Genomic DNA, 26,318 nt, shown 5'->3' with positions numbered 1-26,318 from the left:
ATTATTGCATCTTCTTGGCAAACGTGCATATAATAAATACATCAAAAAAAATTGATGAATGAGGTTGTAATCGATGAACCATATTAAGCACAAATTGGAGCTATATGAGAAGAAATTCAAGGCTCTTTCCGATCAGAAGCGACTTGAAATTATGTATGAGCTTTGTCAAAGAGGTAAAACATGCGTCTGTGACCTTACCGAGGTTTTTGACATGCCTCAATCTAAATTATCGTATCATCTGAAGATATTATTGGATGCCAACCTAATTATCAAAGAGACAAAAGGTACCTGGAGTTACTACGATCTGAATGATGATGAAGTGAATCACCTCTTATCGGAAGAGCTTTGTTGTATCTTCAGGAAAACAGGTAAAGGAAGCTGCTGCTAATTTTTTTTAGACCTTATATCAATTTTTTTTGATTAATAGTTTTTAAAATAAAGGAGGATTTTGAAATGAAGTATGTACATGTTGGCGTTAACGTTACCAATTTGGAGAAATCTATTGAGTTCTATCAAAAGGTTTTTGGGGTTAATCCTGTAAAGGTAAAACCTGATTATGCTAAGTTCTTGCTTGAAACTCCAGGACTAAACTTTACATTGAATGTCCGGGACGCTGTAAGCGGAAATCAAGTTAACCACTTCGGCTTCCAGGTTGAAAGTGCAAATGAAATCCTGACTCATAAGGAAAGACTAGAAAAGGAAGGCTTTTTCGCTCGTGACGAGATGGATACGACATGTTGTTATGCTGTGCAGGATAAATTTTGGGTTACTGATCCAGACGGTAATGAGTGGGAATTTTTCTACACAAAGTCTGACAGTGACGTTCATAAAATCGAATCCACATCCTGCTGCTAAGACAAAGTGGGAGGCTCAATGAAACAATTATCATTTTTAGATCGCTTCTTGACCCTTTGGATCTTTCTTGCTATGGCAGTAGGGATTATTATCGGAACCTTCTTTCCTACTTTCTCAAATGGATTAAATAACTTACAAATTGGTACAACATCCATACCGCTTGCTATAGGCTTAATCCTGATGATGTATCCTCCTTTAGCTAAAGTTCGATATGAAGAAATGGGACGTGTATTTAAAGACCTTAAGGTTCTTGTTCTATCTCTTATTCAAAACTGGGTTATAGGTCCGGTTCTGATGTTTTTATTAGCCATCATTTTCTTGCCAGATAAACCAGAATATATGGTGGGGCTGATCATGATTGGATTGGCACGTTGTATCGCCATGGTGATTGTGTGGAATGACCTCGCAAAAGGTGATGCAGAATATGCTGCCGGGCTTGTGGCTTTCAATTCTGTGTTTCAGATGCTTTTCTTTTCAGTATATGCTTATGTCTTTGTCACCGTAATTCCCGAATGGCTTGGTATTCAGGGTGCAGTCATTAGTATTACGATGGCGGAAGTGGCAAAATCGGTGTTTATATATCTAGGTATTCCTTTTCTTGCCGGGATGCTGACGCGCTTTACTTTTGTAAAAGGGAAAGGCAGACATTGGTATGAGAAAGTGTTCATTCCGAAAATAAGTCCTATGACACTGATTGCCTTACTCTTTACTATCATTGTCATGTTCTCAACACAAGGAGAAAACATCGTAAGCGTTCCACTTGATGTAGTCAGAATCGCGATTCCACTTCTCATCTACTTCATCGTTATGTTCTTTATTTCTTTCTATATGGGGAAGAAGATTGGGGCAAATTATCCTGTTACTACGACCCTTGCTTTCACAGCGGGCAGTAATAACTTTGAGTTAGCTATTGCAGTGGCAGTTGGAGTGTTTGGGATTCATTCGGGCGCGGCCTTCGCAGCCGTGATAGGCCCTCTTGTTGAGGTACCTGTTATGATTGCATTGGTTAATGTAGCTTTATGGTTCAAGCGCAAATATTTTGCCAGCACATATCCAAATTGAAGCTAAAAGGTGTGTACATCATGGAAAACAAAAAAACGATTTACTTTTTATGTACAGGAAATTCCTGCCGAAGCCAAATGGCGGAAGCATGGGGAAAGAAATACTTGGGTAACGACTGGAATGTTTTCTCTGCTGGGATTGAAGCCCATGGTGTGAATCCAAATGCCGTTCGAGCGATGAAAGAAGTTGGAATAGACATTTCCGATCAAACATCAGATGTCATTGACTCTGATATTTTAAACAAGGCTGATCTGATCGTGACACTATGCAGCCATGCCGATTCCGTTTGTCCAACCACTCCTACTCATGTAAACCGTGTCCATTGGGGATTTGATGATCCTGCGGGGAAAGAATGGCCTGAGTTTCAACGAGTTCGTGACGAGATCGGAGCCCGTATAAAGAAGTTTATGGAAACGGGAAAGTAAATTTCTCCATAAGAGCTGTAAACTTCAGATGACCACCTCCTAAAAAAGCATGAAAAGTCCCCTTTCTTGCGGAAGGGGACTTTCTCTACACAATGTATGTCCTCATTGTCAGTAGGAGTACATACCGAATGTATACTTGCGAAACAATTATTATAAACAATTGGGTAAGTGGATGAAAAAGTGAAAAGCCTATCACAGCTGCTGAATTCTTTGACGTAATTCCTCTTCGGTTAATGACTCCAATTGCAACAATGCCTCATATGGATCATCACCCGCAATATGAAAGTATTGAGCAAAGGCAGGTTCGGTTTTCATGCCGTTTTGCTTTAGAGCCCTGATATGTTTGTATGCATCCAAGCCCCCTATATCTAACAATCGTGCTTCGATGTCCATATGACGATAAGCGTTTTGCTTTTCGACCGCTACCGGTTGAGCAAACAATTCAAACCAAAAGTCAGCTGTGAAAAACGAGATAACGCACGTGGGAATATTTTTCACATCTAGTTGTGTTACTTCAAACCCAGGCAAGCAGCCATACGCTGTACGAACAACCTGCTCAAACCGATCCCGATCATGACTTTCGCAAATAATATCCAGATCGCTTTGCGCAACGTCAATGTCCAATGGAATGGTTCCGGCAAGCACTGGACGGTAATCGGATAGTACTTCCATGATATGCGTCTGTTGAATCGCTTCCCACGCCGCTTTTTGGCGCATCGATCCTCTGCCCAAGTAGGAGAGATCATGCCAATTTCTCATGAGACTACCTCCGTGTCTACTTTCTTTTAAAATAGTTTAGACAAAAGTAAATAAGTACGCAACGAAATCGGTAATCACTCGTATACCTAAAGGAAGGGAGTGTAGTAGATGGAAATATTTTTGTGGGTCGTGGTTGTGTTATTGTTCTTGCTAAGCATCGCAGGAATTTTCTTACCCGTTTTACCTGATACGATCTTGCTGTGGGCGGGCTTTTTGCTCTATCACTTTTTTATTGCAGATCCAGGAGCGGGATTGCCGGCATCCTTTTGGTGGGGAATGGTCGTTCTAAGTATTCTGCTTTACGGTGCTGACTTGCTGACGAACATGTACTTCGTGAAAAAGTATGGGGGGTCAAAGTGGTCGTCCGTTGCTGCTGCGGTCGGAATTATCCTCGGGATTTTCGTTTTCCCACCGTTTGGTATGCTGATCTTGCCGTTCGTATTCGTCGTTCTCGTAGAGTTGATGGTGCAGAAGCAATCGGTGGAGCGAGCAGTGAAAGCGGGGGTAGGCTCACTGATCGGATTTTTGGGCAGCGCGGTCGTAAAAGTCATCTTGCAAGTTACGATGATCATCTGGTTTTTTATTGCCAGATAACATATAGAAAACAAAAAGGACAGCCGAGGCTGTCCTTTTTTTATGTGGAAACTAGTGAATGAGGCGGTATACACCGATGACTTTACCGAGGATGGTGACATGCTCCAGAATGATCGGTTCCATCGTGGCATTTTCCGGTTGGAGACGGAAGTGATTCTTTTCTTTGAAAAATCTTTTGACGGTCGCTTCGTCTTCTTCTGTCATGGCTACGACAATGTCACCATTGTTCGCTACGTGCTGTTGGCGAACAATTACGTAATCTCCGTCGAGAATCCCGGCATCAATCATACTGTTCCCAGAGACGCGCAGCATGTAGACCTTGTCAGAAGTCACAATATTGTCCGGAAGCGGGAAGTATTCTTCTACATCCTCAATAGCAGTAATCGGTTGTCCAGCGGTTACTTTTCCGATTACGGGCACACGGACGACAGAGTCTTCGAAATTGTCTTGAAAACGATCTTCATCTGATAGCAATTCGATGGCGCGAGGCTTGGTAGGATCTCGACGAATGAGGCCTTTTTTCTCTAAGCGTGCCAAATGACCATGTACCGTTGAGCTGGAAGCTAGTCCGACAGCCTCTCCAATTTCACGTACAGAAGGGGGATACCCTTTATCACGAACTTCCTTTCGTATGAACTCGATGATGGCTTGTTGTCTACTCGATAATTTTGACATAGAAAGACACCCCTGATTTCTCGAACATATTTTCCTATATTATACCATGGGAGCTTGCGTTCGACAAACATAAGTTCGATTATTTGTTGACATGAACATATGTTCTCATTTATCATGAGGTTACAAATGATCAGAACGTATGTTTGTGAGGAGGCCATTATTATGAATTCATCCACAGTACGTAATCGTTTCGAGAAAAAAGAAGAACGTCGTGTTCGCTTTGGTATCACGAGAGGACAAGCTCTCTTGTTTCTTATTACATTTACTCTCTTTTTTTACTTGTTGACCGAACTAGTGTTTGCTTCTTCGCCAATGGAGGAGCCCCAAGGTGTAGAGGTAACCGTACAATCTGGAGATAGCCTATGGTCGTTAGCTGTTCGCTACTCAGATCAGCATACAGATGTTCGTGACTATATCATAGAAATCAAGGAAGCGAACAGTTTGGATAGCAACAGGCTTTACCCGGGTCAGACTCTGATCATGCCTGATATGCCGTAAGTGTTCGGTTGTCTTGCGGGAACATTCGAATGTGGTATAATAAAGCGGCACTATTACAGAGTGGGAGGAACCAGCAGTGGTATCTGACGCAGAAATTAAACGCATTAATGAATTGGTCAAAAAATCTCGCGAAGAAGGTTTGACCGAAGAGGAAAAGCTCGAACAAAAAGCATTGCGCCAAAAGTATATTGACGCCGTTAAGCTTTCATTGAGAGCAAATTTGGATTCCATCCGTTATGTGGAAGACCTTGAAGAAAATAAGCCAAAACAGTAAGATAACAATTACTGATACGACAGACATCCTCGCTTGACGCTAGGGTGTCTTTTTCTGTGACATACATAACGCTTTGGATAGCCAGGGAGGGAAAGAAAGCGATGGCGTGGATCGCTGTGGCGGTTGGAGGAGCAGTTGGCTCTCTTTTGCGCTACCTATTGTCTTTGTTCGCAAATCAGCCGGGATGGCCGTGGGGAACCTGGGTCGCCAATGTTTGTGGATCTTTGGTCATCGGCATCTTGTTCGTGCTGGGGAAAGAACGTGGCTTTTTATCTCCGACACTCTATCTCTTATTTGCAACAGGTGTCATGGGAGGATTTACGACTTTCTCTAGCTTCTCCTTGGAAGTGGTTACTTTTTGGGGAGAAGGCCATCTGTTGCGTGGCACTTTGTACGCTCTTCTCAGTTTGGGAGTCGGTCTCCTTTCTTGTGCGGTTGGAATATGGCTGGCGAGGCAATGGTCCTGATACTTTCAATGACACGATACATGTGAGGGGGAATGAATGTGAGTACACAGCATCGTGATTATGAACTGGAACAAAAAAAGCTGGATGAAACCATTTCAGCGATCGACGAAGAAATGGAGCAGCTTCGCAATGAAATCCGTGAGGCAACAGATGACTATGTGAAGCAGGTCGTTAACTATAAAAAGGCAAAGGATTTGCGCTATCTGGAAGATCAAGGTCGAGAGAAGCCTTATTTCGGCAGAGTGGATTTCTTGAAGGATGAAATCTATGAGCTGGACCAGGTCTACATAGGAAAACGGGGAATTGTGCGCAGTGATACATTTGATTCTGTCGTCGTGGATTGGCGTGCGCCTATCGCCAGTCTCTATTATTCCGGTGAAAGCAAAGACGCGTTCTATCGTATGGGACGCGAGATCGTTCGTGGTGAAGTTCGATTAAAGCGTAATTTTGCGATTGAAGACGGAAAGATTGTCGGCATCTATGATGGAGCGGTAAAAGAAACGATTAACCGCGAAATGGGGCATCCCGATGAGTTTTTGCAAGAGGGCTTCATCGATGAATTTTTGGCAGCCAATCTGAATCAGGCTAACGATAGCAGACTAAAAGACATCGTCGCTACGATTCAGTCCGAGCAAAACGATATTATTCGGGCGGAAAAAGAACGGCCTATTGTTGTGCAAGGAGTAGCGGGGAGCGGAAAAACGACCATTGCGCTGCACCGACTTTCCTATTTGATTTATAACTACCAGGATTCCATGATGTCCAAAAAGTTCATGGTGTTTGCACCCAACCGGATGTTTCTTACCTATATATCCGAGGTTTTGCCAGAGTTAGGCGTCGATGACGTTCAACAGTCTACCTTTGTAGATTGGGCAGCGCGTCTTGTAAAGCCTCTGCTGCCTAAAGGATGGAGAATCGTAAGTCCCGATAAGCCTCTTCAATTGTTCTTCGAGGAGGGGCAGGATGAGCGCCAGCAAGAAATGACGCGAAACAGGCTTCGCTTCAAAGGATCGCTCGCTTGTCGGGAGGCGCTGGAGCAATACATTCGGCATATCGTTGAAACGAGAATCCCTTTTAAGAAGCTCAGCTTTTTATACAACAAAACCAAGCAAGTCTTTACCATTCCAGGTGATTTTATTCGCCAATGCTTCCTGGAGCAATTCGCCAATATGCCGTATCATCGACGGGTAGAAGCGCTTCGAAAGCATTTGAAGCAAGAAATGAACAAGCAATTGTTTGCCCATTTGCGAGAACGAAAAGTCGATTTGGACAAAGAAGGCTTGTACAAATTCGAGAAAATGCTGGAGCAAATATTGGATACGTACCTGACTTCGTTTCCGAGACTGGAAATCTTCTCAGCTTATCGCGAGTTGATTGCTGACGAGGAATTGCTGCGCAAGCTCGTACCTGATGACATTTCAGACGAGGTTGTGCGTGATGTGACTCAGTCAAGTGCTGCGTTATTTGCAGAGGAGAGATTGGAGCCGGAAGATATCGCGCCATTGCTATACTTGCAGCATATTGTTGAAGGAATGAACAAAGCGGAGCATTTCGATCATACGGTCGTAGATGAAGCACAAGACTTGAGTGCGTTAGAAATAGCTGTCATTGCATTGGCAACGAAGCGAAATTCGCTCACGATCGTGGGAGATATTGCGCAAGGCATTCATAGCTACCGGGGGATTCATGCCTGGGAAGAGTTGACGAAGGGGATATTTGCACAGCTGTTTCCTTCTTATTATACGTTGTCGCAAAGCTATCGTTCGACAATTGAGATCATGCGCTGTGCCAATGAAGTGTTACGGCAAATTGAATTGCCCGAGACGGTATTGGCAAAACCTGTTTTGCGTCATGGTGAAAAACCAATCATGGTCAAGGCTCGTTCGCGAGCGCAACTGTGGGAGGACATCTCTTCGCGTGTCGCTGCCTACCAGTCTGAAGGCTTCAAAACGATTGCGATCGTAGCGAAAACCATCCAAGCGAGTAAAAAAGCACATAAAGGCCTGCAAGACAAGATTGCTGATCTGACTCTGTTAGGCAGCAAGGATAACCAATTTCCGGGTGGCGTAACCGTCATGCCTGCTTTTTTAACAAAAGGCTTGCAGTTCGATGTGGTCATTATACTGGATGTGGACGCCTATCAAAATAATGAATGGGATGCAAAACTGTTGTATGTCGCGATGACGCGTCCGGTCCATCGGCTTGTTATGACGAAGGTTGATGATGTTTCTTCACCGTTGCTGAAAGATTTACCGGCAGCGCTGTACACCATGGCTCCTGACGAATAAGAGAATCTACTCATCAAAGAAAACCCTCTGCCTGTAAAAAAGCAGAGGGTTTATCTGTATCTTGCTTAGTGGTCGCCTGTGTTACCTTTTGAAGGGTTGGTAATTACAAAACCTTCTTGCGGCAAGAAGAGATAGTCAATGACGACGCCATCCAGCAATGGCTCATCTTTTTTCACGATCACATCAATCTCTTTGTCAGTCGAGATCACAAGATCTTCCTCTGTTGGCTTGTCCAGAGCGAGCCCGTAGTGTGCATGATCGCCGTGAGCATGAGTAATATAAACGCGCAGTTTCAATTCTTTGTCTTCTTCTTGCTCGATGATTGGAGCCAATTGCTTGGCAGCGTTACGCGTGATTTTTAGTTTCACAGGTCAAATCCCCTAACTGTATGTAAGTTACCCCTTCATCTTAGCAAGAGGGAAATCAGGATGCAATGTTGAAAGTGTTACGATATGTCTAGAGAATGACAACAGGGTGGAAGGAGAGTCATCTATGAAAATCGATTTGCGCAGCGATACCGTTACGAAACCAACCGAGGAGATGCTTCGAGCAATGGCCGGTGCGGAGGTTGGTGATGATGTTTATCGAGAGGACCCAACTGTCAATCGTTTGGAAGCGATCGCGGCTGAAATACTCGGAAAGGAAGCTGCCCTGTTCGTAACAAGTGGCACGCAAGGCAATCAGGTCGCTGTTTTGACGCATTGTGTCAACGGAGACGAGATCATTGCGGAAGCAGATTCGCACATTTTTTACTATGAAGGCGGAGCTATGTCGGCATTGGCCGGCGTGCAAACACGGACGCTAGTTGGCGAACGCGGTGCTTTGCGTGCAGAAGATGTAGAGAGAGCGATTCGGGGCAACAATATCCATTTTCCTCGCACAAAATTGATCTGTCTCGAAAATACACATAATCGCGCGGGCGGGGCGGTAATCTCTGTCGCACAAATGAAGCGTGTCTATGATATCGCACAGAAACACAGGATTCCCGTTCATTTAGATGGTGCTCGTCTTTTCAATGCGGCTGTTGCCCAGGATGTTGCAGTCAGTGAGCTAAGCGCTTTTGCCGATACCGTTCAGATTTGCTTGTCCAAAGGGCTGAGTGCTCCAGTTGGCTCCATTTTGGCTGGAGATCGTGCATTTATCGAAGAAGCGAGATGGTGGAGAAAAAAATTAGGCGGCGGGCTGCGTCAGGCAGGGTATTTGGCAGCACCGGGCATCATCGCTTTGACACAGATGACCGAACGATTGGCAGAAGACCATGAACGGGCACAGCAATTGGCAAAAGGCTTGCGCCAGCTATCGCTTCAAGTCGAGCAAGTCGACACGAATATCGTGCTGGTGAATACAGACTCGATTGGGCAAACAGCAGTCGCCTTCTTGGAACGACTGGAGGAAAAAGGAGTGCTCGCTGTTGATTTTGATGAGTATGTCATTCGCTTTACGACGCATCGACACATTACCGATCCATGTATCAAGAACGTTGTGGAAGCAGTAGAGGAATTATTGAATACATTCTAATCGGTTCGTTTCAACCATTTGTAGCCAGTCGAAGGAAGGACTGGCTTTTTTCTTTGCCGAAATAATCAATTCAAAATAATTAGACAATTTGTACAAAATATGAGTCTTTACGTGATCAGTTTTTCGCCATACCGTCGGATTTGTTTCGTCTACTCTTACGTTATCATGGTAGTGTGATGAAGTGAAAGCGCTTACTATTGAATGGAATCAAGGGGGATGGACTCGATGAGAAAGAGGATGAGCTTCATTTTGAGCTGTTTCTTACTGCTTCAAGCTTTAACGGGATGTAGTACAAGTGAAACGGGGGTAACGAACAAACCGAATGATCAGGCATCTCAACCAACGAAGCCAACGGGAAAAGAGATGGTATTGAATTGGAACGCTGACGGTGGAGAGCCTCCGACAGCAGACCCCGGACTAGCTTCCGATGGCACTTCCTTTGATGTCATTACTGCCTGTTTTGAAGGGCTGACTCGCTATGGACCGGATGGGAAAATAGCCAACGCGATCGCCGACAGTTATACGGTATCCGAGGACTTGACGACGTACACGTTCAAATTGAAAACGAATGCGCTATGGAGCAACGGAGATTCGGTAACCGCCCATGATTTTGAGTTCGCCTGGAAAAGAAATCTCGACCCGAAGACAGCGTCCGAATATGCCTATATGCTTTATTTCATTAAAGGGGCAGAGGAATTTAACACAGGAAAAGGATCGCATGAAGACGTAGGGGTCAAGGCACTAGACGATTTTACACTAGAGGTCAAGCTCAATTCGCCAGCTCCGTTTTTTTACGAGCTGACGGCATTCCCGACATTGTTTCCTTTACATAAAAAGACCTTGGATGCACATCCGAACTGGGCAGCGTCTCCAGACAACTACGTGGGCAACGGCCCGTTCAAAATGGAGCTGTGGGAGCATAAAAACAAAATGGTTCTTGTGAAAAACGAGAAGTATCATGACAAGGATGCCGTGAAGCTCGACAAGATCGTCTGGAGCATGATTACCGATACCAACACTGCTCAAGCATTGTTTGATTCTGGTGAATTGGATTGGGGAGGGCATCCAAGCTACGTGTTGCCCGTCGATGTGATCCCCGCTTTGCAGGACGAAGGAAAAATCGTAATGGCGCCGTATCCGAATACAGTTGCAGTCACCTTTAATACAACCGTGCCCCCTTTTACGAATAAAAAAATTCGACAAGCCTTCTCGTATTCAATACAACGGCAGCCTCTTGTAGACGGAATCGTGCAGACTGGGGTGCCTGCGGCTTTTGCATGGGTTCCTCCCTCGATGCAACTCAGCGGAAATGATTATTTCCAAGAGGATGTAAACAAAGCGAAACAGTTATTGGCTGAAGGGTTAAAGGAGCTTGGGCTTTCGACGATGCCTGAAGTGACCTTCACATATGGTTCAGGTGACGATCGTCAAAAAAAGCTGGCCGAAGCTCTTCAGGATCAATGGAAAAGAAGCCTTGGTGTAGATGTGAAAATCAGTGGCTTGGAGGAAAAAGTTTTTTTACAGAACAAGCGCTCCAAAAACTATCAGTTTGCCTACCGAAATTGGGGTGCTGATTTTAACGACCCCATCAATTTCCTGGAAATTTTCAAGGACAAAACAGTGGGCACGAACGACGCTGCTTGGGAAAACGACAGATACCGGGAGCTAATCGTCCAGAGTTACTTGGAAAAAAACCCGGCGAAGCGTAATGCGATCATGCGTGAGGCAGAGACTATCTTAATGGAGGAAATGCCGATTGCCCCTGTGTATTATGGTGCAAGACCGTATATAAAAAATGACAAAGTCAAAGGATTTTTGATCAACCCGTTTGGTGGTAGAGATTTTAAATATACAACTATCGAACAATAAAAAAGAGTCTTGCCGTGTCCGGAAAGTTGGAGAGCGGCAAGGCTTTTTTTGGTTCCATTCGGTTGACTCACTTGTGTGTAATTCAGACCCCCCAATGAAATACTATAGCTATCCAACATAGGGGAAAAGAGGGATGGATATGATCTCGGCCAAAGAGCGAGAACGCATTCTCAATCAAATGAAACGGGACGAGAGCAAGATTGTCAACATCGTCCTAAACGATTCCAATCAGGTTGCGGGCGAAATTGAAAAAGCCAACCACCAAGGCATTTTCCTGGTGGATGGCCGGTACTACGGGTACGAGGACATCAAAGAAATCAACGGCTCGTAATGGTTACAGACGGGGAGGTGGGAAGAAGTAGCGCAAGGCGTCAGGCAGCTCTTTTTGCCACAAACCCCAGACGTGATTCCCTGGTTTTTCTCGATAGGACAAGGTTGCTTGCTTGTCCTCAAGAATCTGTTTTGCCTCGCGGTTCCATTGGACGAAATCGAAGGTACCCGCACTTGTTTCCACAGCTGTCTCGTCGAGGCCAACGACCATCCAGATTCGCAGCCAGGATAAACTGGACTGATTCAAAAGCGGGTCGAGTGTCGTCTGGAAAAACGCCCCGGACAGCGCGAGTACTTGTGGAAAGAGGTCGGGGTGTTCCAATGCGAGATGCAAAGAAACGGTTCCACCTAAAGAGTCTCCAGCCAGTACACGTGAAGCAGGATCACGGCGCACAGGATAGCGCTCCTCAATGTAAGGAATCAGCTCTTCGGTGAAAAAACGCTGATAGGCTGCATTTCTCGCCCCCGATGGAGAATACTCGCTGGTGCGCTTGTTGCGATCGACGGAAACACCGACGACGATGTAGGGTTCGATACCTTCTTCCAGAATCAATTGATTGGAGATAGTCGCGATTCGACCCATCGTAAAAAAGTCGTTCCCATCCTGGCAATACACAACAGGGTAAGAAAGAAGCTCATTGTACCCCGGCGGTAGGTATACTTTGACCGAGCGGGGAGTGTCCACGTGGATGCTGGGCACTTCTTCTTTCATAATGGTTCGCTTTACATAGTCAGACATCGATTACACTCCCTGTATGCTCAAATGAAAAACTAAGCCTTGAAAAAAACTGATACAGCTTATATAGTAAATGATAACAGAGAGGAAATAAACCCTGTAATATCAATACTGTAACACATTAAACAGGTATTTTGACTGCAATATAACAGGGTGTTGCAAACGGCGCTGTAAGCCCTTTCTTGCACCATGCAACTTTCTTCTGGTTTTTATCAGGGTCACTTCCGCCGCGAATTGGATTCTTCGCTTATCGAGCAGATGCTCAGATTGAGGCGACAAGGAGCAACGCGGGAAAAGGAAGTCCCTTATTCTAGTGACGAGGTGAATGTGATGAGCGTATCCACTGCTGTTGAACAAACAGAGAACAACGCCCCGCTGCAAATTCTTGCCCCGGATGGTACGGTTGTTCGTCCTGACTTGATGCCTAAGCTCTCCGATGATGAATTGCGTGAACTGATGCGTAAAATGGTATTTACCCGTGTATGGGACCAACGCGCAATCAGCTTGAACCGCCAAGGTCGTCTTGGTTTCTATGCACCAGTAGCTGGTCAAGAAGCAAGCATGATCGGTTCCGAGGCTGCTCTTTCCAAAGAAGACTTTATCCTGCCTAGCTACCGTGATATTCCACAAATGGTATGGCACGGTTACCCAATGCACAAAGCATTCCTGTACTCCCGCGGACATATCGAGGGCGGCAGAATTCCTGAAGGTGTAAATGTATTGATGCCACAAATCATCATCGCGGCTCAATGTACACAAGCAACAGGTGTTGCAATGGGTTACAAGCTGCGCGGTGAAAAGAAGGTTGCGATCAACTACTTCGGTGACGGTGCGACCTCCCAAGGTGACTTCTACGAGGGTATGAACTTTGCAGGTGTATACAAGCTGCCTGTTATCTTCTTCTCTCAAAACAACGGTTATGCGATCTCTCTGCCGTTCGAAAAACAAACGGCTTCTGAAAATATCGCAGTCAAAGCAGTTGCGGCTGGTATTGCTAGCGAACGCGTTGACGGTATGGACATTCTCGCCGTTTACTACGCGGTTCAACAAGCAAAAGAGCGCGGCGTGAATGGCGAAGGTGCGACTCTGATCGAAGCAATGACGTACCGTTATGGTCCTCACACCATGGCTGGTGACGACCCAACTCGTTACCGTACAGGTGAAGAGCAAAGCGAGTGGGAACTGCGCGATCCACTGATCCGCTTCCGCAAGTTCCTTGAAGCAAAAGGTCTCTGGAGTGAAAAAGACGAAGAAGCTGTCATCGAAGAAGCGAAAGCTGCTGTTGCGGACGCAATCAAAAAAGCGGACGAAACACCTAAGATGAAAGTTAGCGAACTGATCGATGTAATGTTTGAGACACTGCCGCCTGCACTCGAAGAGCAAAAGGCAGAATTCCTGGCGAAGGAGTCGAAATAAGCCATGGCACAAATGACAATGGTTCAAGCCATTACGGATGCAATGCGCGTGGAGTTGAAGCGCGATGAAACCGTTCTTGTCTTCGGTGAAGACGTAGGTAACAACGGCGGGGTGTTCCGTGCAACAGAAGGTCTGCAAGCTGAGTTCGGCGAGCAACGCGTTTTCGATACGCCGCTCGCTGAGTCCGGAATCGGCGGTTTGGCTGTTGGTCTTTCCGTAAACGGCTTCCGTCCAGTAGCAGAAATTCAGTTCTTTGGTTTCGTATTTGAAACGTTCGATGCAATTGCATCTCAAGCTACTCGTATGCGTTACCGTTCCGGCGGTCGTTTCACGAGCCCAGTTACATTCCGCTCCCCATTTGGTGGTGGTGTGAAAACGCCTGAGCTGCATGCTGACTCTTTGGAAGGCTTGATGATGCAAACTCCGGGTCTGAAAGTAGTTATCCCTTCCAACCCGTATGATGCAAAAGGACTGTTGATCTCCGCGATTCGCGACAACGATCCAGTTGTATTCCTCGAGCACATGAAGCTGTACCGTTCCTTCCGTCAAGAAGTTCCAGAAGGCGAGTACACGATTCCACTCGGCAAAGCAAACGTAGTAAAAGAAGGAAGCGATGTTACCATCATCACCTATGGTGCGATGGTGCATACCAGCCTGAAAGCAGCAGAAGAAATCGAGAAAGCGCGTGGAGCAAAAGTAGAAGTAATCGATCTGCGCACCATCAGCCCACTCGATATCGATACGATCGTGGATTCTGTGAAGAAAACAAATCGTGCGATTGTGGTTCAAGAAGCACAAAAAACGTCTGGTGTTGCGGCAGAAATCATCACGCAAATCAACGAGCGTGCGATCCTGCACCTCGAAGCTCCAGTGCTGCGTATTACAGCTCCAGATACCGTTTACCCGTTTGCACAAGCAGAAGATGTATGGCTGCCTGACGTAAAACGCGTAGTAGATGGTCTGACTCAAGTCCTCGATTTTTAATTGAGAAACGGACATAATGGCGGAAAAGTTGAAAGCTTTCCGCCTTCTTTTGGGAAATATAGGCTTACTACTATGGCGAAGTGTTATAAGGAGGAGATACTGTGAGTCGTTTTACATTCAGACTCCCGGAGCTCGGCGAGGGTATCCATGAAGGCGAAATCGTCAAATGGCACGTACAGCCCGGAGATTCCGTAGAAGAAGACCAAGTCATCATGGAAGTACAAAATGACAAGGCGGTTGTAGAAGTACCATCGCCTGTTAAAGGGAAAGTTATCGACCTGAAAGTAACTGAGGGTACGGTTTCTGTAGTCGGCGATCCACTGATCGAGTTTGACGTAGAAGGCGAAATTCCGAACCTGCCAGACCATGGTCATGGCGATTCCCACGCTGCTGAAGCGGCACCAGCGCCTCAAGCTGCAGACAAAATGGAGCCAGGCTGCGACATCGGTTCCCAGGTGAGTGCAAATGCGAACCAAACTTTGGAAACGCCAATGGCGCAAGCAACTGCAACAGCAGTAGCGGCACCAATTGACCGTAAGCATGTGTTGGCTACTCCTTCCGTTCGTAAATACGCTCGCGAAAAAGGCGTTCAATTGGCTAATGTACCTGGTACAGGCAAATTGGGCCGCATCACACGCGAAGACGTAGATCGCTTCGTATCTGGCGGAGCAGCAGCGCCAACTGCACAAGCAGTGGTAGCTTCGGGAGCAACAGAGGCTCCTGCAGCAGCTACAGGTGTAGCACAAGCAGCAGCGGCTCCAACCGTTCACCACACACCTCAAGCAGGCGAGCTGGAAGAACGCGTTCCACTGAAAGGTATGCGTAAAGCAATCGCGAAAGCAATGGTGAAATCTGCTTACACAGCACCACACGTAACGATCTTCGACGAAGTGGATGTTACAGCGCTTGTCGCAATGCGTAAAGATGCGAAGCCACTTGCTGAAGAGCGTGGTGTGAAGCTGACTTACCTGCCTATGATCGTGAAAGCAGTTGTAGCTGGTCTGAAGAAATTCCCAGAACTCAACGCTTCTATCGACGATGAAAAACAAGAAATCATCTTTAAAAAGTACTACAACATCGGTATCGCTACCTCGACAGAAGACGGCTTGCTCGTTCCAGTTGTGAAATCCGCTGACAGCAAATCCATCTTCCAAATCGCAGGCGAAATCGGCGAGCTGGCGAAGAAAGCACGTGATCGCAAAGCGACTGCTGACGAGTTGAAAGGTTCTACTTTCAGCATCACAAACATCGGTTCTGCGGGCGGTATGTTCTTCACGCCTATCATTAACTATCCAGAAGTAGCTATTCTGGGTGTTGGCCGCATTAGCGAAAAGCCGATTGTGAAAAATGGTGAAATCGCGGTAGGTCAAATGTTGCACCTGTCTTTGAGCTTTGATCACCGCTTGGTTGATGGCGAACCTGCACAGCGTTTCGTCAACTACGTGAAGCAGCTCCTCGAAAACCCAACGCTGCTCGTCATGGAGGGATAAGAGACAATGGTAGTAGGTGAATTTACTACAGAGGTTGACGTACTCGTAATCGGTGCCGGTCCAGGTGGATATGTTGCAGCGATTCGTGCCGCTCAACTTGGTAAAACAGTAGCTGTCGTGGAAAAAGCTGAGCTGGGTGGCGTGTGCCTGAACGTAGGTTGCATCCCTTCCAAAGCGATGATCCACGCTGCACACACATATGAGCACACACAACATACAGAATCCATGGGTATTACAATGGAAAATGTGAAAGTTGATTTTGCTAAAGTACAAGAGTGGAAAAGCGGCATCGTGAAGCAACTGACTGGTGGCGTAGGCTCCCTCTTCAAAGGCCACAAAATCCAGGTAATCCCTGGTGAAGCGCTGTTCGTAAGTGAAAATGAAGTACGCGTATTCCACGGTTATGATGTCAACCGTTATCGCTTCCAGCATTGCATCATTGCAACTGGTTCGCGTCCAATCGAGTTGCCTGCATTCCCGTTTGGTAAACGCGTAATGTCTTCTACTGAAGCGCTGTCCTTAACTGAACTGCCGAAGAGTCTCGTGGTAATCGGCGGCGGATACATCGGTATCGAGCTCGGTACAGTGTTTGCGAAGTTTGGTACAAAAGTAACGATTTTGGAAGGTTCCGATCAAATCTTGCCAGGATTTGAGCCAGACATGCCACGTTTGGTGGAACGCAAGCTGAAAAAGCTCGACGTTACCATCCATACAAAAGCATTGGCACAAGGAATGGAAGAGACAGAAAACGGCGTGATCGTGACTGCAGAAGTAAAAGGCGAGCAACAAAAAATCGAGGCGGAATACGTACTCGTTACTGTTGGACGTCGTCCGAATACAGATGAACTCGGTATTCGCGATATCGGCATGAACATGACTGACCGTGGGTTGATCGTTGTTGACAAGCAAGGCCGCACGAGCATTCCTAACGTGTACGCGATCGGGGATATCGTAGCAGGTCCTGCGCTGGCTCACAAAGCTTCCTACGAAGGTAAGGTTGCTGCTGAGGCGATTGCCGGTCATCCAGCAGAAGTAGACTACAAAGCGATTCCAGCGGTTGTATTCTGCGATCCAGAAATCGCAAGCGTTGGAATCAATGAGAAAGAAGCAAAAGAAAAAGGCATCGATTACATTGTAGGTCGTTTCCCATTCGCAGCAAACGGTCGCGCTCTGTCTGTAAATGCAGGCGAAGGCTACGTGAAGCTGATTGCAGAAAAAGAAACGAATCTCGTATTGGGTGCGCAAATCGTTGGTCCAGAAGCATCGAACATCATCGCAGAGATCGGATTGGCGATCGAAATGGGCGCAACACTCGAAGATATCGAGCTGACCATCCACGCACATCCAACACTGGGTGAAGTAACAATGGAAGCTGCTGAATTGGCTCTGGGTCGTCCGATCCACGTCATGAAATAGGAAGTGGGAAAAGCCTTGTGCCAGAAATGGGTACAAGGCTTTTTCTTCCACATCTTACCCTTTCCACCAGTTCTTAAATAATGTAAAATAGTGGGAGACAACGTTAGGTGGGGGCCTGCAGCATGGAAACGATGAGTAAGATGATTGATGACTTGCGACTAAAGCTAGAGCGCGCAGCAAAAGATGCAGGTTACAATTTTCTCGACCCTGAAATCGTGAGAATCAGTCAACAATTAGATAAACTAATTGTCGCACATATGCAACATGAAAAACGCCCTTTATGAGGGCGTTTTTGGTTGAGTGGGTCCTTCCGAGATGGAAAAAAGCAAATGGGCATTCCAGCCTTTTTTCGTAAGCGTGGGTTCTTGAGCATAATAATAGCTCGGATATAGAATGAGATGATGCGCATCATAGCTAGGACCATTACTCGGGCAGGTAAGCCGATGAGTTTCTGTGTCATAGGTAATTGCGGGAGAAATGGATTGCAGATAGGTAGTAAGGGATTCGATTCCTTGTAACGAGTAATAAATCCGTTCTGCTTCACGCACAAATTTTGGAGCAATCGCCTCCCAATTCGCCTCAAAAAATAGCTGCCAATAAGAAGAAACGAACAGGCTGAAACGGCCTTTCACATAATCGGCATCCTCTTCTAAATCGAAGGCAACTTCAGGAGCATCGTGATGCAGTATCCACTCCTCCAAGATCGGTTTTATACTACGCATAAAATGATCGGTGGGAAGTGTTACGAAGTACTCATATTGATCATCGACAGCCATCACACCTTTTGTATGTAGGGGGTCAAATGAGTCAGGGATCCCATATCGAAAGAGGGGGACAAAATAACCCCATTCTTTTAAAAGACGGGCAGACTCAAACTGCTCTAATTTTTCTTCGGTCCAATACGCAAATCGCTCGGGAGGTGTTTCTTGGGCGAGTGTATACAAACTAGCAGCCATCTCGTACAGCGGTGAAACACTATAGCTGATCAAATTGGAAAGAGGGCTATGGTTGCCCGGAAGTGGAATGGTGATCATCTTCACTTAACCTCCATCAAGGATACTAAATTTATCATAGTGCATCCTTGTGGGACAATTCAATCTTTTTCGATGTAAAAAAAAGGAAGAGTAAAGGCACCCGACTGCAATAGAGCCGGGTACCATTCATTATCCTTCTCGTGTTCGAATCGCGCGCGAATGATTTTGCTGTTTCACTTTTTTAGAGCCGGACTGGGGTTCGCCAGTCTGTTCCAGCGGTCGAGCTACATTATTGTAAGTTTGATGCGGATTTTCATCAAGAATATGATCCTTTTCCATAAAATCAACTCCTTCTTTACCTAGTTTGGCGTAAACACATGATGACGAATCATAGGAAATGCTGGTATTCTATAATGAGGTTGTTCAAAAAGTCGTCTTTTGATCACGATGTTGTTCTGTAAGAAGCTTACTCGACATCGAAAGTGGCGTTCACCTTCGAAGTCCGGTGCTCATGTAGGTACCCTACACTCCGCTCCTCCTTCATCAGGTTCTCGCCACTTTCTTGGTGCTGAAAAGACGACTTTTGAACTTGTATGGTAAGGAAGCATGTCCACATTTAGAAGGAATTGATATGTTGTCAAAACTACAGAATGGCACGATACTGTTTATAGAACATAATATTTATTATGTAAACAATAAACGAGCTCTGCTGGTCTGGAAGGAGCGAGAACTATGCCGGTCTTAATCGCCCCCGTATTCAATTCAACAACAGCACAGCCCGTTCGGATCGATTTGCCTAATTCGTACACGCTCATATCAGGCGCAAAGAGGCCATATGAGATCGCGTCTCGTTTCTTGCGCAATGAGATGGACGAGAACAAGCGAACCTTTGATTTGCGTGTAGATCCCAGCAGTTTATTTTTAGTTGGGGATCACGAAGAGATGAAAGTAACGGATGATCGGGTGTGGATTGAAGAAATCGAAAGTAAGCTGAATCTAGCGTCCACAACAGGGACTTGTTCGATTCCTTACATTATCACAGTCAGTGGCAATATGTATGGCATTACGTATTTGAAGCGATCGCTTGATGGTGATAAGTACACATTTGATGATGGAACGGCTGGCATTTTTACTTCATTAGTCGAACAGAAGCTGCCATCCCTTGCTTTTCGTCGCTATGCGCTTTCGCTGGAGCGGAAAAATTACGAGGATCAGCTGTTGGATTTGTGGATTGCATTGGAATCATTGTTCGTTCCCGATGGCAAAAAAGGCGAGATTACCTATAAATTGCGTGTCCGAATGGCGTACTATTTTGGAGAAACCGCCTTGCAGCGTGAACGGATTGCACATTTTGTAAAAAAATCGTACAATCATCGCTCAGAGATTGTGCATAGCGGCAAGCTGTTCGATGACAAGCTGGCTACAGAAGTCACTATTCTGAGGGCTATGACACGAGCCGCGATCTTGAACATCGCCGGGGAAAGTGTCAACCTGCAGGATATGCGTGTCCGGCTGGACGAATTGGTATTTACGGGCGAATCTTATGTAGCACGGTACGCACCTACTTTTTTTGAAAGAATTTTGTTGTAAGCCTCATAGAGGAAACAGATCAGGAGGAAGAATCGAGCATGAGTGTTTTGATTGTAGAGAATTTGTCCCATGGTTTTGGGGACCGTGTTTTGTTTCGCGATGTGTCTTTCCGTTTGCAACCGAATGACCGTGTAGGACTCGTAGGCGCAAATGGTACCGGAAAATCAACGATGATGGGGATTTTGACAGGCCAAAACTTGCCTGATAACGGTCGTGTTGAATGGATGCCCAAAATCGAGTACGGATATTTGGATCAGCATACCAAGCTGCAAGCTGGTAAAACGATTCGTGACGTACTCAAGGACGCCTTCCTGCCGCTTTTGGAGCAAGAGGCTGAACTGATGACGATTGGTGAAAAGATGGCCGAGGCATCTCCAGAGGAACTGGAAGAATTGCTGGAGCGCATGGGCGAAATTCAAGACAAGCTGGAAACAAGCGGCTTTTATTTGATCGATGCAAAAGTAGATGAAATCGCCAACGCTCTGGGTTTGAGTGCAATCGGTTTGGAACGTGACGTTGCCTCCCTCTCTGGTGGTCAGCGTACCAAGGTTCTTTTGGCTAAATTGCTGCTGGAAAAACCAACCGTTCTTTTGCTGGATGAGCCGACGAACTACTTGGATGAAGAGCATATCGTGTGGCTGAAAAACTACTTGAAGGAGTATCCTTATGCCTTCATGCTGATTTCCCATGATACGACCTTCATGAACGAAGTCGTAAATGTGATTTATCATTTGGAATTTACCAAGCTGAATCGTTACACAGGGAACTACGAATCCTTCCTGGCACAGTCTGAGATGAAACGCAGTCAGCACTTTGACGCATTTGAGAAGCAGCAGGAAGAAATCGCAAAAATGGAAGACTTTATTGCGCGCAATAAAGCACGTGCGTCTACTACTGGCCGCGCGAAGAGCCGTCAAAAGCAGCTCGATAAAATGGATCGCATCGACAAGCCGGAAACAGCTGCGAAACCATCGTTTATCTTTAAAGAATCCCGGGCGAGTAGCCGTTTTGTCATCGAGGCAGAAAACCTGGAGATCGGATATTCCCATCCATTGCTGCCGAAGCTTAGTGTGAAGCTGGAGCGCGGTGAAAAAGTAGCGATTGTCGGCATGAACGGTGTTGGTAAGTCTACTTTGTTAAAAACGTTGCTGGGTGTGATTCCTCCGCTGGGTGGAAAGCTGGAGAAAGGCGATTTCCTCCATCCTGCTTACTTCGAGCAAGAAGTAAAGGCGAAACCAATTACTGCACTGGATGATGTATGGAATGAATTCCCTTCCATGAATAACCATGAGGTTCGCGGAGCGCTGGCACGTTGTGGTTTGAAAAATGAGCATATCAATCGTAACTTGAATGCTCTGTCCGGGGGCGAGCAAGCAAAAGTTCGTCTCTGTAAATTACTGCAGCGCGAAAGCAACTGGCTGGTATTTGACGAGCCGACGAACCACTTGGATGTCGTCGCCAAGGAAGAGCTTAAACGTTCCTTAAAGGAGTTCAAAGGGACCGTCCTTCTCGTATGCCACGAACCTGAATTTTATGAGGATTGGGTTACACAGACGTGGGATGTTGAGAAATGGAGCTTGGAGCAGGCAAAAACTCCGATTAAATTGTAAAAACAAAAACAGGCAGCCACCCATTGAGGGAGACTGCCTGTTTTTTATGTGAGCGACGCATTCCGCATGCGGATCATAGAAAAGTGCAGACTGCTTTGTAGCAATGAATCTCGGAGCGGCAACAGCGAAGGAGTGATTCGCAATTCAACATCTGCTTGGCTAAGGCAGTGTACGAGGTCTCCTAACGGTCTTACGTCTAGTGGCGTAACGGTTTCCTCTGACAAATAGTAGCCCGCACCTTCGTCCCAGCAATAAAAAGATTCTGGAGAGAAGGTATATTCATACAGCGTTGTTTGTGTAAGCGCGGGATACCATTTGCTTTCGAGCGCAATAACCATTTTGGCGCTTGTCAAGCCAAGAAAGCGTTCGACATCTCGCTGCACAGAATCTGCTTTTTTGTAAAAGCAAATCCTCGGGCAATCTCGCGGTAAATAATACATCGGCGCTCGTTCTTCATCAATCGCCCATACAGCCGGAGCAAGTGTGGGGTGGGAGGGATGTGCCCGAGGCTGAAAAATCGTAATAGCCGGGTCTTCACTATAGTGAAACAATTTGTCCAAGAATTTAAAAACCTCCTCAAAATCACCTTAGCCGTTCTTTAAAAAACAGCCCACGCATTTGGCAAATAACGGCCTCGATAATACGGAGAAGACGTTTTGGTGATAGCTTCACCATTGTGCAGCATCATGGAGCTGGAACCACCGTCCATAGCCATTGCCGTAACCACACCTCGCTCAGCCAATACTTCCGCCATGTCGTTCATGCTTGCGCCGATGGAATGGCCAGGCTGGCGTCCGTCAATGACAGCAAATACGATCGTCCCGTCTTCTTTTTGTCCAATTGCGGTACGCGGTTGAATGCCCCAGCTTTTGGCCGGTTTTCCTTCAAACATATTTTTCCCATTTACAATCAATTGCGGACGGAAACTCACAGCGTCACGCACACCCATCTTAACGAGTTGTTCAGCTGAGTAGCTGCCCGTAATCAGTTTACCGTCATAGGTAAGCCCTAGAGCAGTTTCTCCGCTTCTCGGATTGTAGCCCTGCAAAATCTTTCCGTCGTGGATGACCACGCCGTAGGCTCGCGCTCCTTTGCCGTAGCCGTCTGGGTCAGCGAATCCGCTCGCATTGACAATCCCGAGGGCTCCTGTTTTCTTTACAAACTCATCGAGCAAATCTCCGCGGTCCTTGCGATTCGTGACGACGAGCCGTACTCTGCTGGGGTCGCTAATGTACATGATTTTTCCTTTAAAGTAATAACTCCCTTTCGAAACGTCAATTTCCTCGATTTCGATCAGCTCTTTTGGTTTCTCCGGGAGTGTAACCGTTACCAGATTCGATTTCGCCGGAATCGCAGGTCCTGCCGTGGCTGAGCCTGTATCTTCAGAATTGATAATGGTCGGATGTGTAATTTGCTGCTTTAGTTCTTTCAGTTTTTCATCAGGTAAAAATGTATAAGGAGCCCAGTAATCGTGCTGGGTTGTCAGCAAAGTACCTGCCGCCCACTCACGTAATTCTACTCCGTTTTTCGTTCCAAATAAAAAAATAATTCCCAGTAGCGCTAAGGTTGTGCAGGTCAAGGCAGTACCGAGCATCCACTTCTTAACCCAACGCCATGGTCTTTTACGCTTGGCTCGCTTGCGTGTGCGAGTGCGCGACAACGTCTCCATTCACTATTCACATCCATTTGACAAATTGTACAAGGGTATCATTCCTATAGGAGAAGACGCATGACCGGGAAAAAGGTTTCAGGAAAATAATATGTGATCACCCTGGTCAAAATAAAGGGCAGGAGGTGATAGGTGTGCGTGACTATGATGAGGCGTTTCAAAAGGAAGTAGAGGAGTACATGGAAAGTCCAAAAGGGACACGTAACCAAACCACCAGCCGGGACCGTCAAGACCAGGGTGAGAAGCAGGAAACCCGTTTCGATTCCAATAACGGGTAGATGGAAGGTCAGGCGAAGTCCAATGCGGATTTCGCCTGTTTTTATCTATCTCTATATGGACCTTACCTCACGAGGACTGGCTTACCTCTGTATTCTACCTGCAAAGTGTGGTAAGCTTACCCAATGCACGACTTTATGCCAGGAGGGTTTTTGTGAGCACCACGTTTGCAGATTTACAAATTAGCGCACCGCTGTTGACTATATTGCGAGAGCGAAAAATGGAAACACCGACACCTGTACAGAGTGAAGCCATTCCGTTGATAATGGCTGGTCGGGATGCCTTGATTGAATCACCGACAGGGACAGGCAAGACGTTTGCTTATCTCCTGCCGATTTTATCGAAAATCAATATGGAGCAAAAAGATGTACAGGCTATTGTACTCGCGCCGACGCATGAGCTTGTTGTGCAGATTGCGCGGGAAGCTGAAAGCCTTCTGCCAGGCAAGGACACGGCCGTGATGTCCATTATTGGCGGTGTCGATGTGAAACGCCAAATCGAGAGACTGAAAAAGAAGCCTGTATTGATCGTAGCAACACCAGGCAGACTGCTGGAGCTGATTGATCAGCGCAAGCTAAAGGTCCACGAAGTGAAGACAGTTGTTGTCGACGAGGCAGACCGTATGCTGGATGCGGGCTTTGGCAAGCCAGTCCAAGAGGTCATGAAAAAAACACTGCGTGATACACAACGGCTGTTATTCTCAGCGACTATCGCAGAGGAAGTCGTACATACGGCTGAAATTTTTACCAGAGATGCTGCAGTTATTCGCGCAGCAGCACCAGAAGGCGCTGCGGGAGTAGCTCACATGTATTTGGTCACCGACCCACGCAAAAAGGTGGATACGCTCCGTCGTTTGCTGCGCCTCGTCAATGTTCGCTCTTCGATTGTTTTTGTCAATCAAATCGAAAAAGTGGACGAGATTGTATCGAAGCTCAATTACCACCATTTGCCGTGCAGACTCCTGCACCGTGATGCTACGAAAGAAGAGCGTGCCCGCACCTTGCAACAATTTCGGGATGGAGCATTCCCAGTGCTGATTACGACAGACGTATCGGCACGTGGCATTGATATTCCGGGTGTGGAATGTATTGTGCATTACGATCCTGCATCGGATGCAGACACGTACATTCATCGCAGTGGCCGAACTGGGCGAATGGGGCGTGCCGGACTGGTATTTTCGATCATTACGACACAGGAACGGTTCATCATCCAAAAATTTTCCAAGCAAACAGGCTTGCCGATTGCTGAAAAATTCATGTCGCACGGAGCACTGGAAGATCCGCGTCCTGTACGAAAGCCTGCGCCAGCACAAAAATCAGGCGCTCCAACAAAAAATGCGAGCCCTGCCAAACGGAATCAAAATCGCGCACATAAGAAGGGCAGCTTTGGAACAAAGTAGGACAAGAAGTACACAACTTGTCTGCAGGAGGTTTCCATGCGCAAAGATCGTTTATATGAAGAGGATTTGCTGGTAAATGGCACAGTTGGTGGAGAAGTTCTGACAAAACACGAACGGCAAGTGCTACGCCAGGAAGCAGGGGAACTGAAGGAAAAGATGGAACAGGCGAAACAAGAGCCGATTGCAGAATGAAGGACGAAGAAGAGCAGGGAGAATCCGTGAGGTCTACGGATGCCCTGCTCTTTTTTCTTGGTAGCGGATCAAGTAGCGGTCCAACTCTGCTAGCCAATCCTGTACGCTCTCATAAGGGGTGTCCATTTGCAACAAACGCCGAATCATCATGCGAATGGGAGGAGATAAAGAAAGCTCTTCTTCCCAGCTTCTTTCAGGCGCGTCTGGTTCCGGTTCGTATCCGGAATAGAGCAAAAATAGAAAGAAATGTCCCAAAGCGTACAAATCACTGGAAGGAGCAACTTCTCGCTTTAATTGTTTTTCAGACGGGTAGGCAGAAAGAGCATCAGCCGTGTAAGTCGGCCGATCACCAATGAACCGAGCGAGGCCAAAATCAATCAGGTAAGGCTTGTCCTCTTTCCAGATGACGTTTGGGATGCGTACGTCGCGGTGAATGACATTTTGCTCATGGAGGTAGGCTACGAGCTCTCCGATTTGGCGGATCCATTCGGCGCATTTTTGCTCATTAGCCACGATGTTTTGATCAAATAACATGTCTTCGAGTGTCGGGCCTGCTATATAAGTCATGACCATAAACGAGTCTTTCCGATAAGGGAAGGAATCCAGACAGCGCGGGATTTGCGGATGCGAGAGGGACATCAGCACCTTTTTTTCATATGCCTGCATGGCTTCTCCTTTTGGCGTGTGACGCAGGCTTGGTTTCACTTGCTTCAGCACAACCTGATTACCTGTAGGGTTGTGAGTAGCGAGATATGCGATCCCGTAGCTTCCCATCCCTAGTACTTTTGTTATTTCATAGTGGCCTGCCAGGTGACCGGGCCGATATGGTTTATCGCGTATCGTTTCGTTCCACCATGATTTTATACGAGTCCACATTGTCTGATTTTCCCCTCCTCCCTTCATCTTATCATGATTTGAAAAAGCTGACCTTTTTTTCAATAGGTTTGCTATA

General features: G+C 46.4%; 31 protein-coding genes. 22 read left to right on the top strand and 9 right to left on the bottom strand.

Going from position 1 to position 26,318, the window contains the following annotated elements:
• Positions 1-73 precede the first annotated feature (73 nt).
• The 4 genes from arsR (at position 74) to arsC (ending at position 2,342) form a co-directional block, all read left to right on the top strand.
• Positions 74-388 carry an arsenical resistance operon transcriptional regulator ArsR gene (gene arsR, locus C7R91_RS24020; protein WP_047067673.1) on the top strand — a complete coding sequence of 105 codons (315 nt, stop codon included), beginning with the start codon at positions 74-76 and terminating at the stop codon, positions 386-388.
• A 65-nt stretch (positions 389-453) separates the two neighbouring features.
• Positions 454-855 carry an ArsI/CadI family heavy metal resistance metalloenzyme gene (locus C7R91_RS24015; RefSeq protein ID WP_047067671.1) on the top strand — a complete coding sequence of 134 codons (402 nt, stop codon included), beginning with the start codon at positions 454-456 and terminating at the stop codon, positions 853-855.
• An 18-nt stretch (positions 856-873) separates the two neighbouring features.
• Positions 874-1,917 carry an ACR3 family arsenite efflux transporter gene (arsB, locus tag C7R91_RS24010; RefSeq protein ID WP_047067669.1) on the top strand — a complete coding sequence of 348 codons (1,044 nt, stop codon included), beginning with the start codon at positions 874-876 and terminating at the stop codon, positions 1,915-1,917.
• Positions 1,918-1,937: 20 nt separating this feature from the next.
• Positions 1,938-2,342, top strand: a complete 405-nt coding sequence (gene arsC, locus C7R91_RS24005) for an arsenate reductase (thioredoxin) (protein WP_047067667.1) — start codon at positions 1,938-1,940, stop codon at positions 2,340-2,342.
• 192 nt (positions 2,343-2,534) lie between these two features.
• Here arsC and C7R91_RS24000 read toward each other — a convergent pair whose 3' ends face one another.
• A complete protein-coding gene (locus tag C7R91_RS24000; RefSeq protein WP_047067665.1) occupies positions 2,535-3,101 on the bottom strand; it encodes a DUF4269 domain-containing protein in 567 nt (188 codons plus the stop codon).
• Between the two features lie 108 nt (positions 3,102-3,209).
• On the opposite strand from C7R91_RS24000, the gene C7R91_RS23995 reads away from it, so the two are divergent.
• Positions 3,210-3,695 carry a DUF456 domain-containing protein gene (locus tag C7R91_RS23995; RefSeq protein ID WP_047067660.1) on the top strand — a complete coding sequence of 162 codons (486 nt, stop codon included), beginning with the start codon at positions 3,210-3,212 and terminating at the stop codon, positions 3,693-3,695.
• A gap of 51 nt (positions 3,696-3,746) precedes the next feature.
• Here C7R91_RS23995 and lexA read toward each other — a convergent pair whose 3' ends face one another.
• Complete coding sequence (gene lexA / locus C7R91_RS23990) at positions 3,747-4,370, bottom strand: transcriptional repressor LexA (RefSeq protein ID WP_007718939.1); 624 nt, start codon at positions 4,368-4,370, stop codon at positions 3,747-3,749.
• A 162-nt stretch (positions 4,371-4,532) separates the two neighbouring features.
• Between lexA and yneA the strand changes: the two genes are divergently transcribed.
• The 4 genes from yneA to C7R91_RS23970 all read left to right on the top strand — a co-directional run bounded on the left by yneA (position 4,533) and on the right by C7R91_RS23970 (position 7,897).
• A complete protein-coding gene (gene yneA / locus C7R91_RS23985; RefSeq protein WP_047067658.1) occupies positions 4,533-4,868 on the top strand; it encodes a cell division suppressor protein YneA in 336 nt (111 codons plus the stop codon).
• A gap of 76 nt (positions 4,869-4,944) precedes the next feature.
• Positions 4,945-5,142 (top strand): DUF896 domain-containing protein, encoded by a 198-nt coding sequence (locus C7R91_RS23980; RefSeq protein WP_007718933.1) that lies wholly within the window; start codon positions 4,945-4,947, stop codon positions 5,140-5,142.
• Positions 5,143-5,243: 101 nt separating this feature from the next.
• Positions 5,244-5,609 (top strand): fluoride efflux transporter CrcB, encoded by a 366-nt coding sequence (gene crcB / locus C7R91_RS23975; protein WP_047067656.1) that lies wholly within the window; start codon positions 5,244-5,246, stop codon positions 5,607-5,609.
• 38 nt (positions 5,610-5,647) lie between these two features.
• Positions 5,648-7,897 (top strand): HelD family protein, encoded by a 2,250-nt coding sequence (locus tag C7R91_RS23970; RefSeq protein WP_047067654.1) that lies wholly within the window; start codon positions 5,648-5,650, stop codon positions 7,895-7,897.
• A gap of 65 nt (positions 7,898-7,962) precedes the next feature.
• Here the strand turns inward: C7R91_RS23970 and C7R91_RS23965 are convergent, their stop codons facing one another.
• Entirely contained in the window at positions 7,963-8,265 is a 303-nt protein-coding gene (locus C7R91_RS23965; protein ID WP_047067652.1) for a HesB/IscA family protein, read from the bottom strand.
• Positions 8,266-8,389: 124 nt separating this feature from the next.
• Between C7R91_RS23965 and ltaE the strand changes: the two genes are divergently transcribed.
• The 3 genes from ltaE to C7R91_RS23950 all read left to right on the top strand — a co-directional run bounded on the left by ltaE (position 8,390) and on the right by C7R91_RS23950 (position 11,615).
• Positions 8,390-9,415, top strand: a complete 1,026-nt coding sequence (ltaE, locus tag C7R91_RS23960) for a low-specificity L-threonine aldolase (RefSeq protein WP_047067651.1) — start codon at positions 8,390-8,392, stop codon at positions 9,413-9,415.
• A gap of 225 nt (positions 9,416-9,640) precedes the next feature.
• Entirely contained in the window at positions 9,641-11,284 is a 1,644-nt protein-coding gene (locus C7R91_RS23955; RefSeq protein WP_047067649.1) for a peptide ABC transporter substrate-binding protein, read from the top strand.
• A gap of 133 nt (positions 11,285-11,417) precedes the next feature.
• On the top strand, positions 11,418-11,615 hold the full coding sequence (locus tag C7R91_RS23950) for a hypothetical protein (protein WP_047067647.1): 198 nt from the start codon (positions 11,418-11,420) through the stop codon (positions 11,613-11,615).
• Positions 11,616-11,618: 3 nt separating this feature from the next.
• On the opposite strand, the gene C7R91_RS23945 is transcribed toward C7R91_RS23950, so the two are convergent.
• A complete protein-coding gene (locus C7R91_RS23945; RefSeq protein WP_047067644.1) occupies positions 11,619-12,353 on the bottom strand; it encodes an alpha/beta hydrolase in 735 nt (244 codons plus the stop codon).
• Positions 12,354-12,680: 327 nt separating this feature from the next.
• Between C7R91_RS23945 and pdhA the strand changes: the two genes are divergently transcribed.
• The 5 genes from pdhA (at position 12,681) to C7R91_RS23920 (ending at position 17,940) form a co-directional block, all read left to right on the top strand.
• On the top strand, positions 12,681-13,766 hold the full coding sequence (gene pdhA, locus C7R91_RS23940; protein WP_047068606.1) for a pyruvate dehydrogenase (acetyl-transferring) E1 component subunit alpha: 1,086 nt from the start codon (positions 12,681-12,683) through the stop codon (positions 13,764-13,766).
• 3 nt (positions 13,767-13,769) lie between these two features.
• The gene (locus tag C7R91_RS23935; RefSeq protein WP_047067643.1) at positions 13,770-14,750 is read left to right on the top strand and encodes an alpha-ketoacid dehydrogenase subunit beta; all 981 of its coding nucleotides are present in this window, start codon (positions 13,770-13,772) and stop codon (positions 14,748-14,750) included.
• 101 nt (positions 14,751-14,851) lie between these two features.
• Positions 14,852-16,240, top strand: coding sequence for a dihydrolipoamide acetyltransferase family protein (locus tag C7R91_RS23930; protein WP_047067641.1), 1,389 nt, complete (start codon positions 14,852-14,854; stop codon positions 16,238-16,240).
• A 6-nt stretch (positions 16,241-16,246) separates the two neighbouring features.
• Complete coding sequence (gene lpdA, locus C7R91_RS23925) at positions 16,247-17,656, top strand: dihydrolipoyl dehydrogenase (RefSeq protein WP_016743458.1); 1,410 nt, start codon at positions 16,247-16,249, stop codon at positions 17,654-17,656.
• A gap of 122 nt (positions 17,657-17,778) precedes the next feature.
• Positions 17,779-17,940 (top strand): aspartyl-phosphate phosphatase Spo0E family protein, encoded by a 162-nt coding sequence (locus tag C7R91_RS23920; protein ID WP_047067639.1) that lies wholly within the window; start codon positions 17,779-17,781, stop codon positions 17,938-17,940.
• Here the strand turns inward: C7R91_RS23920 and C7R91_RS23915 are convergent.
• Together C7R91_RS23915 and C7R91_RS23910 are read right to left on the bottom strand one after the other, a co-directional pair.
• Positions 17,935-18,690 carry a hypothetical protein gene (locus C7R91_RS23915; RefSeq protein ID WP_047067637.1) on the bottom strand — a complete coding sequence of 252 codons (756 nt, stop codon included), beginning with the start codon at positions 18,688-18,690 and terminating at the stop codon, positions 17,935-17,937. The two genes, C7R91_RS23920 and C7R91_RS23915, sit on opposite strands and share 6 nt — an antisense overlap.
• Positions 18,691-18,819: 129 nt before the next feature.
• Complete coding sequence (locus tag C7R91_RS23910; protein WP_047067635.1) at positions 18,820-18,969, bottom strand: small acid-soluble spore protein P; 150 nt, start codon at positions 18,967-18,969, stop codon at positions 18,820-18,822.
• Between the two features lie 393 nt (positions 18,970-19,362).
• On the opposite strand from C7R91_RS23910, the gene C7R91_RS23905 reads away from it, so the two are divergent.
• Both C7R91_RS23905 and C7R91_RS23900 read left to right on the top strand, forming a co-directional pair.
• Complete coding sequence (locus tag C7R91_RS23905) at positions 19,363-20,220, top strand: HEPN domain-containing protein (protein ID WP_047067633.1); 858 nt, start codon at positions 19,363-19,365, stop codon at positions 20,218-20,220.
• Positions 20,221-20,258: 38 nt separating this feature from the next.
• Positions 20,259-21,830 carry an ABC-F family ATP-binding cassette domain-containing protein gene (locus C7R91_RS23900; RefSeq protein ID WP_047067632.1) on the top strand — a complete coding sequence of 524 codons (1,572 nt, stop codon included), beginning with the start codon at positions 20,259-20,261 and terminating at the stop codon, positions 21,828-21,830.
• Positions 21,831-21,874: 44 nt separating this feature from the next.
• On the opposite strand, the gene C7R91_RS23895 is transcribed toward C7R91_RS23900, so the two are convergent.
• Positions 21,875-22,390 carry a DUF6886 family protein gene (locus C7R91_RS23895; RefSeq protein WP_047067630.1) on the bottom strand — a complete coding sequence of 172 codons (516 nt, stop codon included), beginning with the start codon at positions 22,388-22,390 and terminating at the stop codon, positions 21,875-21,877.
• 38 nt (positions 22,391-22,428) lie between these two features.
• Positions 22,429-23,499, bottom strand: a complete 1,071-nt coding sequence (locus tag C7R91_RS23890; protein ID WP_047067628.1) for a phosphodiester glycosidase family protein — start codon at positions 23,497-23,499, stop codon at positions 22,429-22,431.
• Between the two features lie 134 nt (positions 23,500-23,633).
• On the opposite strand from C7R91_RS23890, the gene C7R91_RS29485 reads away from it, so the two are divergent.
• The 3 genes from C7R91_RS29485 to C7R91_RS29480 all read left to right on the top strand — a co-directional run bounded on the left by C7R91_RS29485 (position 23,634) and on the right by C7R91_RS29480 (position 25,366).
• Positions 23,634-23,777 carry a hypothetical protein gene (locus C7R91_RS29485; protein WP_162837736.1) on the top strand — a complete coding sequence of 48 codons (144 nt, stop codon included), beginning with the start codon at positions 23,634-23,636 and terminating at the stop codon, positions 23,775-23,777.
• A gap of 152 nt (positions 23,778-23,929) precedes the next feature.
• Positions 23,930-25,174, top strand: a complete 1,245-nt coding sequence (locus C7R91_RS23885) for a DEAD/DEAH box helicase (protein ID WP_047067626.1) — start codon at positions 23,930-23,932, stop codon at positions 25,172-25,174.
• Between the two features lie 36 nt (positions 25,175-25,210).
• On the top strand, positions 25,211-25,366 hold the full coding sequence (locus tag C7R91_RS29480) for a hypothetical protein (protein WP_007718860.1): 156 nt from the start codon (positions 25,211-25,213) through the stop codon (positions 25,364-25,366).
• A gap of 33 nt (positions 25,367-25,399) precedes the next feature.
• Here the strand turns inward: C7R91_RS29480 and C7R91_RS23880 are convergent, their stop codons facing one another.
• Positions 25,400-26,242 carry a serine/threonine protein kinase gene (locus tag C7R91_RS23880; protein ID WP_047067624.1) on the bottom strand — a complete coding sequence of 281 codons (843 nt, stop codon included), beginning with the start codon at positions 26,240-26,242 and terminating at the stop codon, positions 25,400-25,402.
• Positions 26,243-26,318 lie beyond the last annotated feature (76 nt).

This window comes from Brevibacillus formosus, assembly GCF_003013405.1.
Classification (GTDB): Bacteria; Bacillota; Bacilli; order Brevibacillales; family Brevibacillaceae; genus Brevibacillus; species Brevibacillus formosus.
The sequence above is the reverse complement of the archived record's forward strand: the minus strand, read 5'-3'. Positions and strand labels throughout refer to the sequence as shown.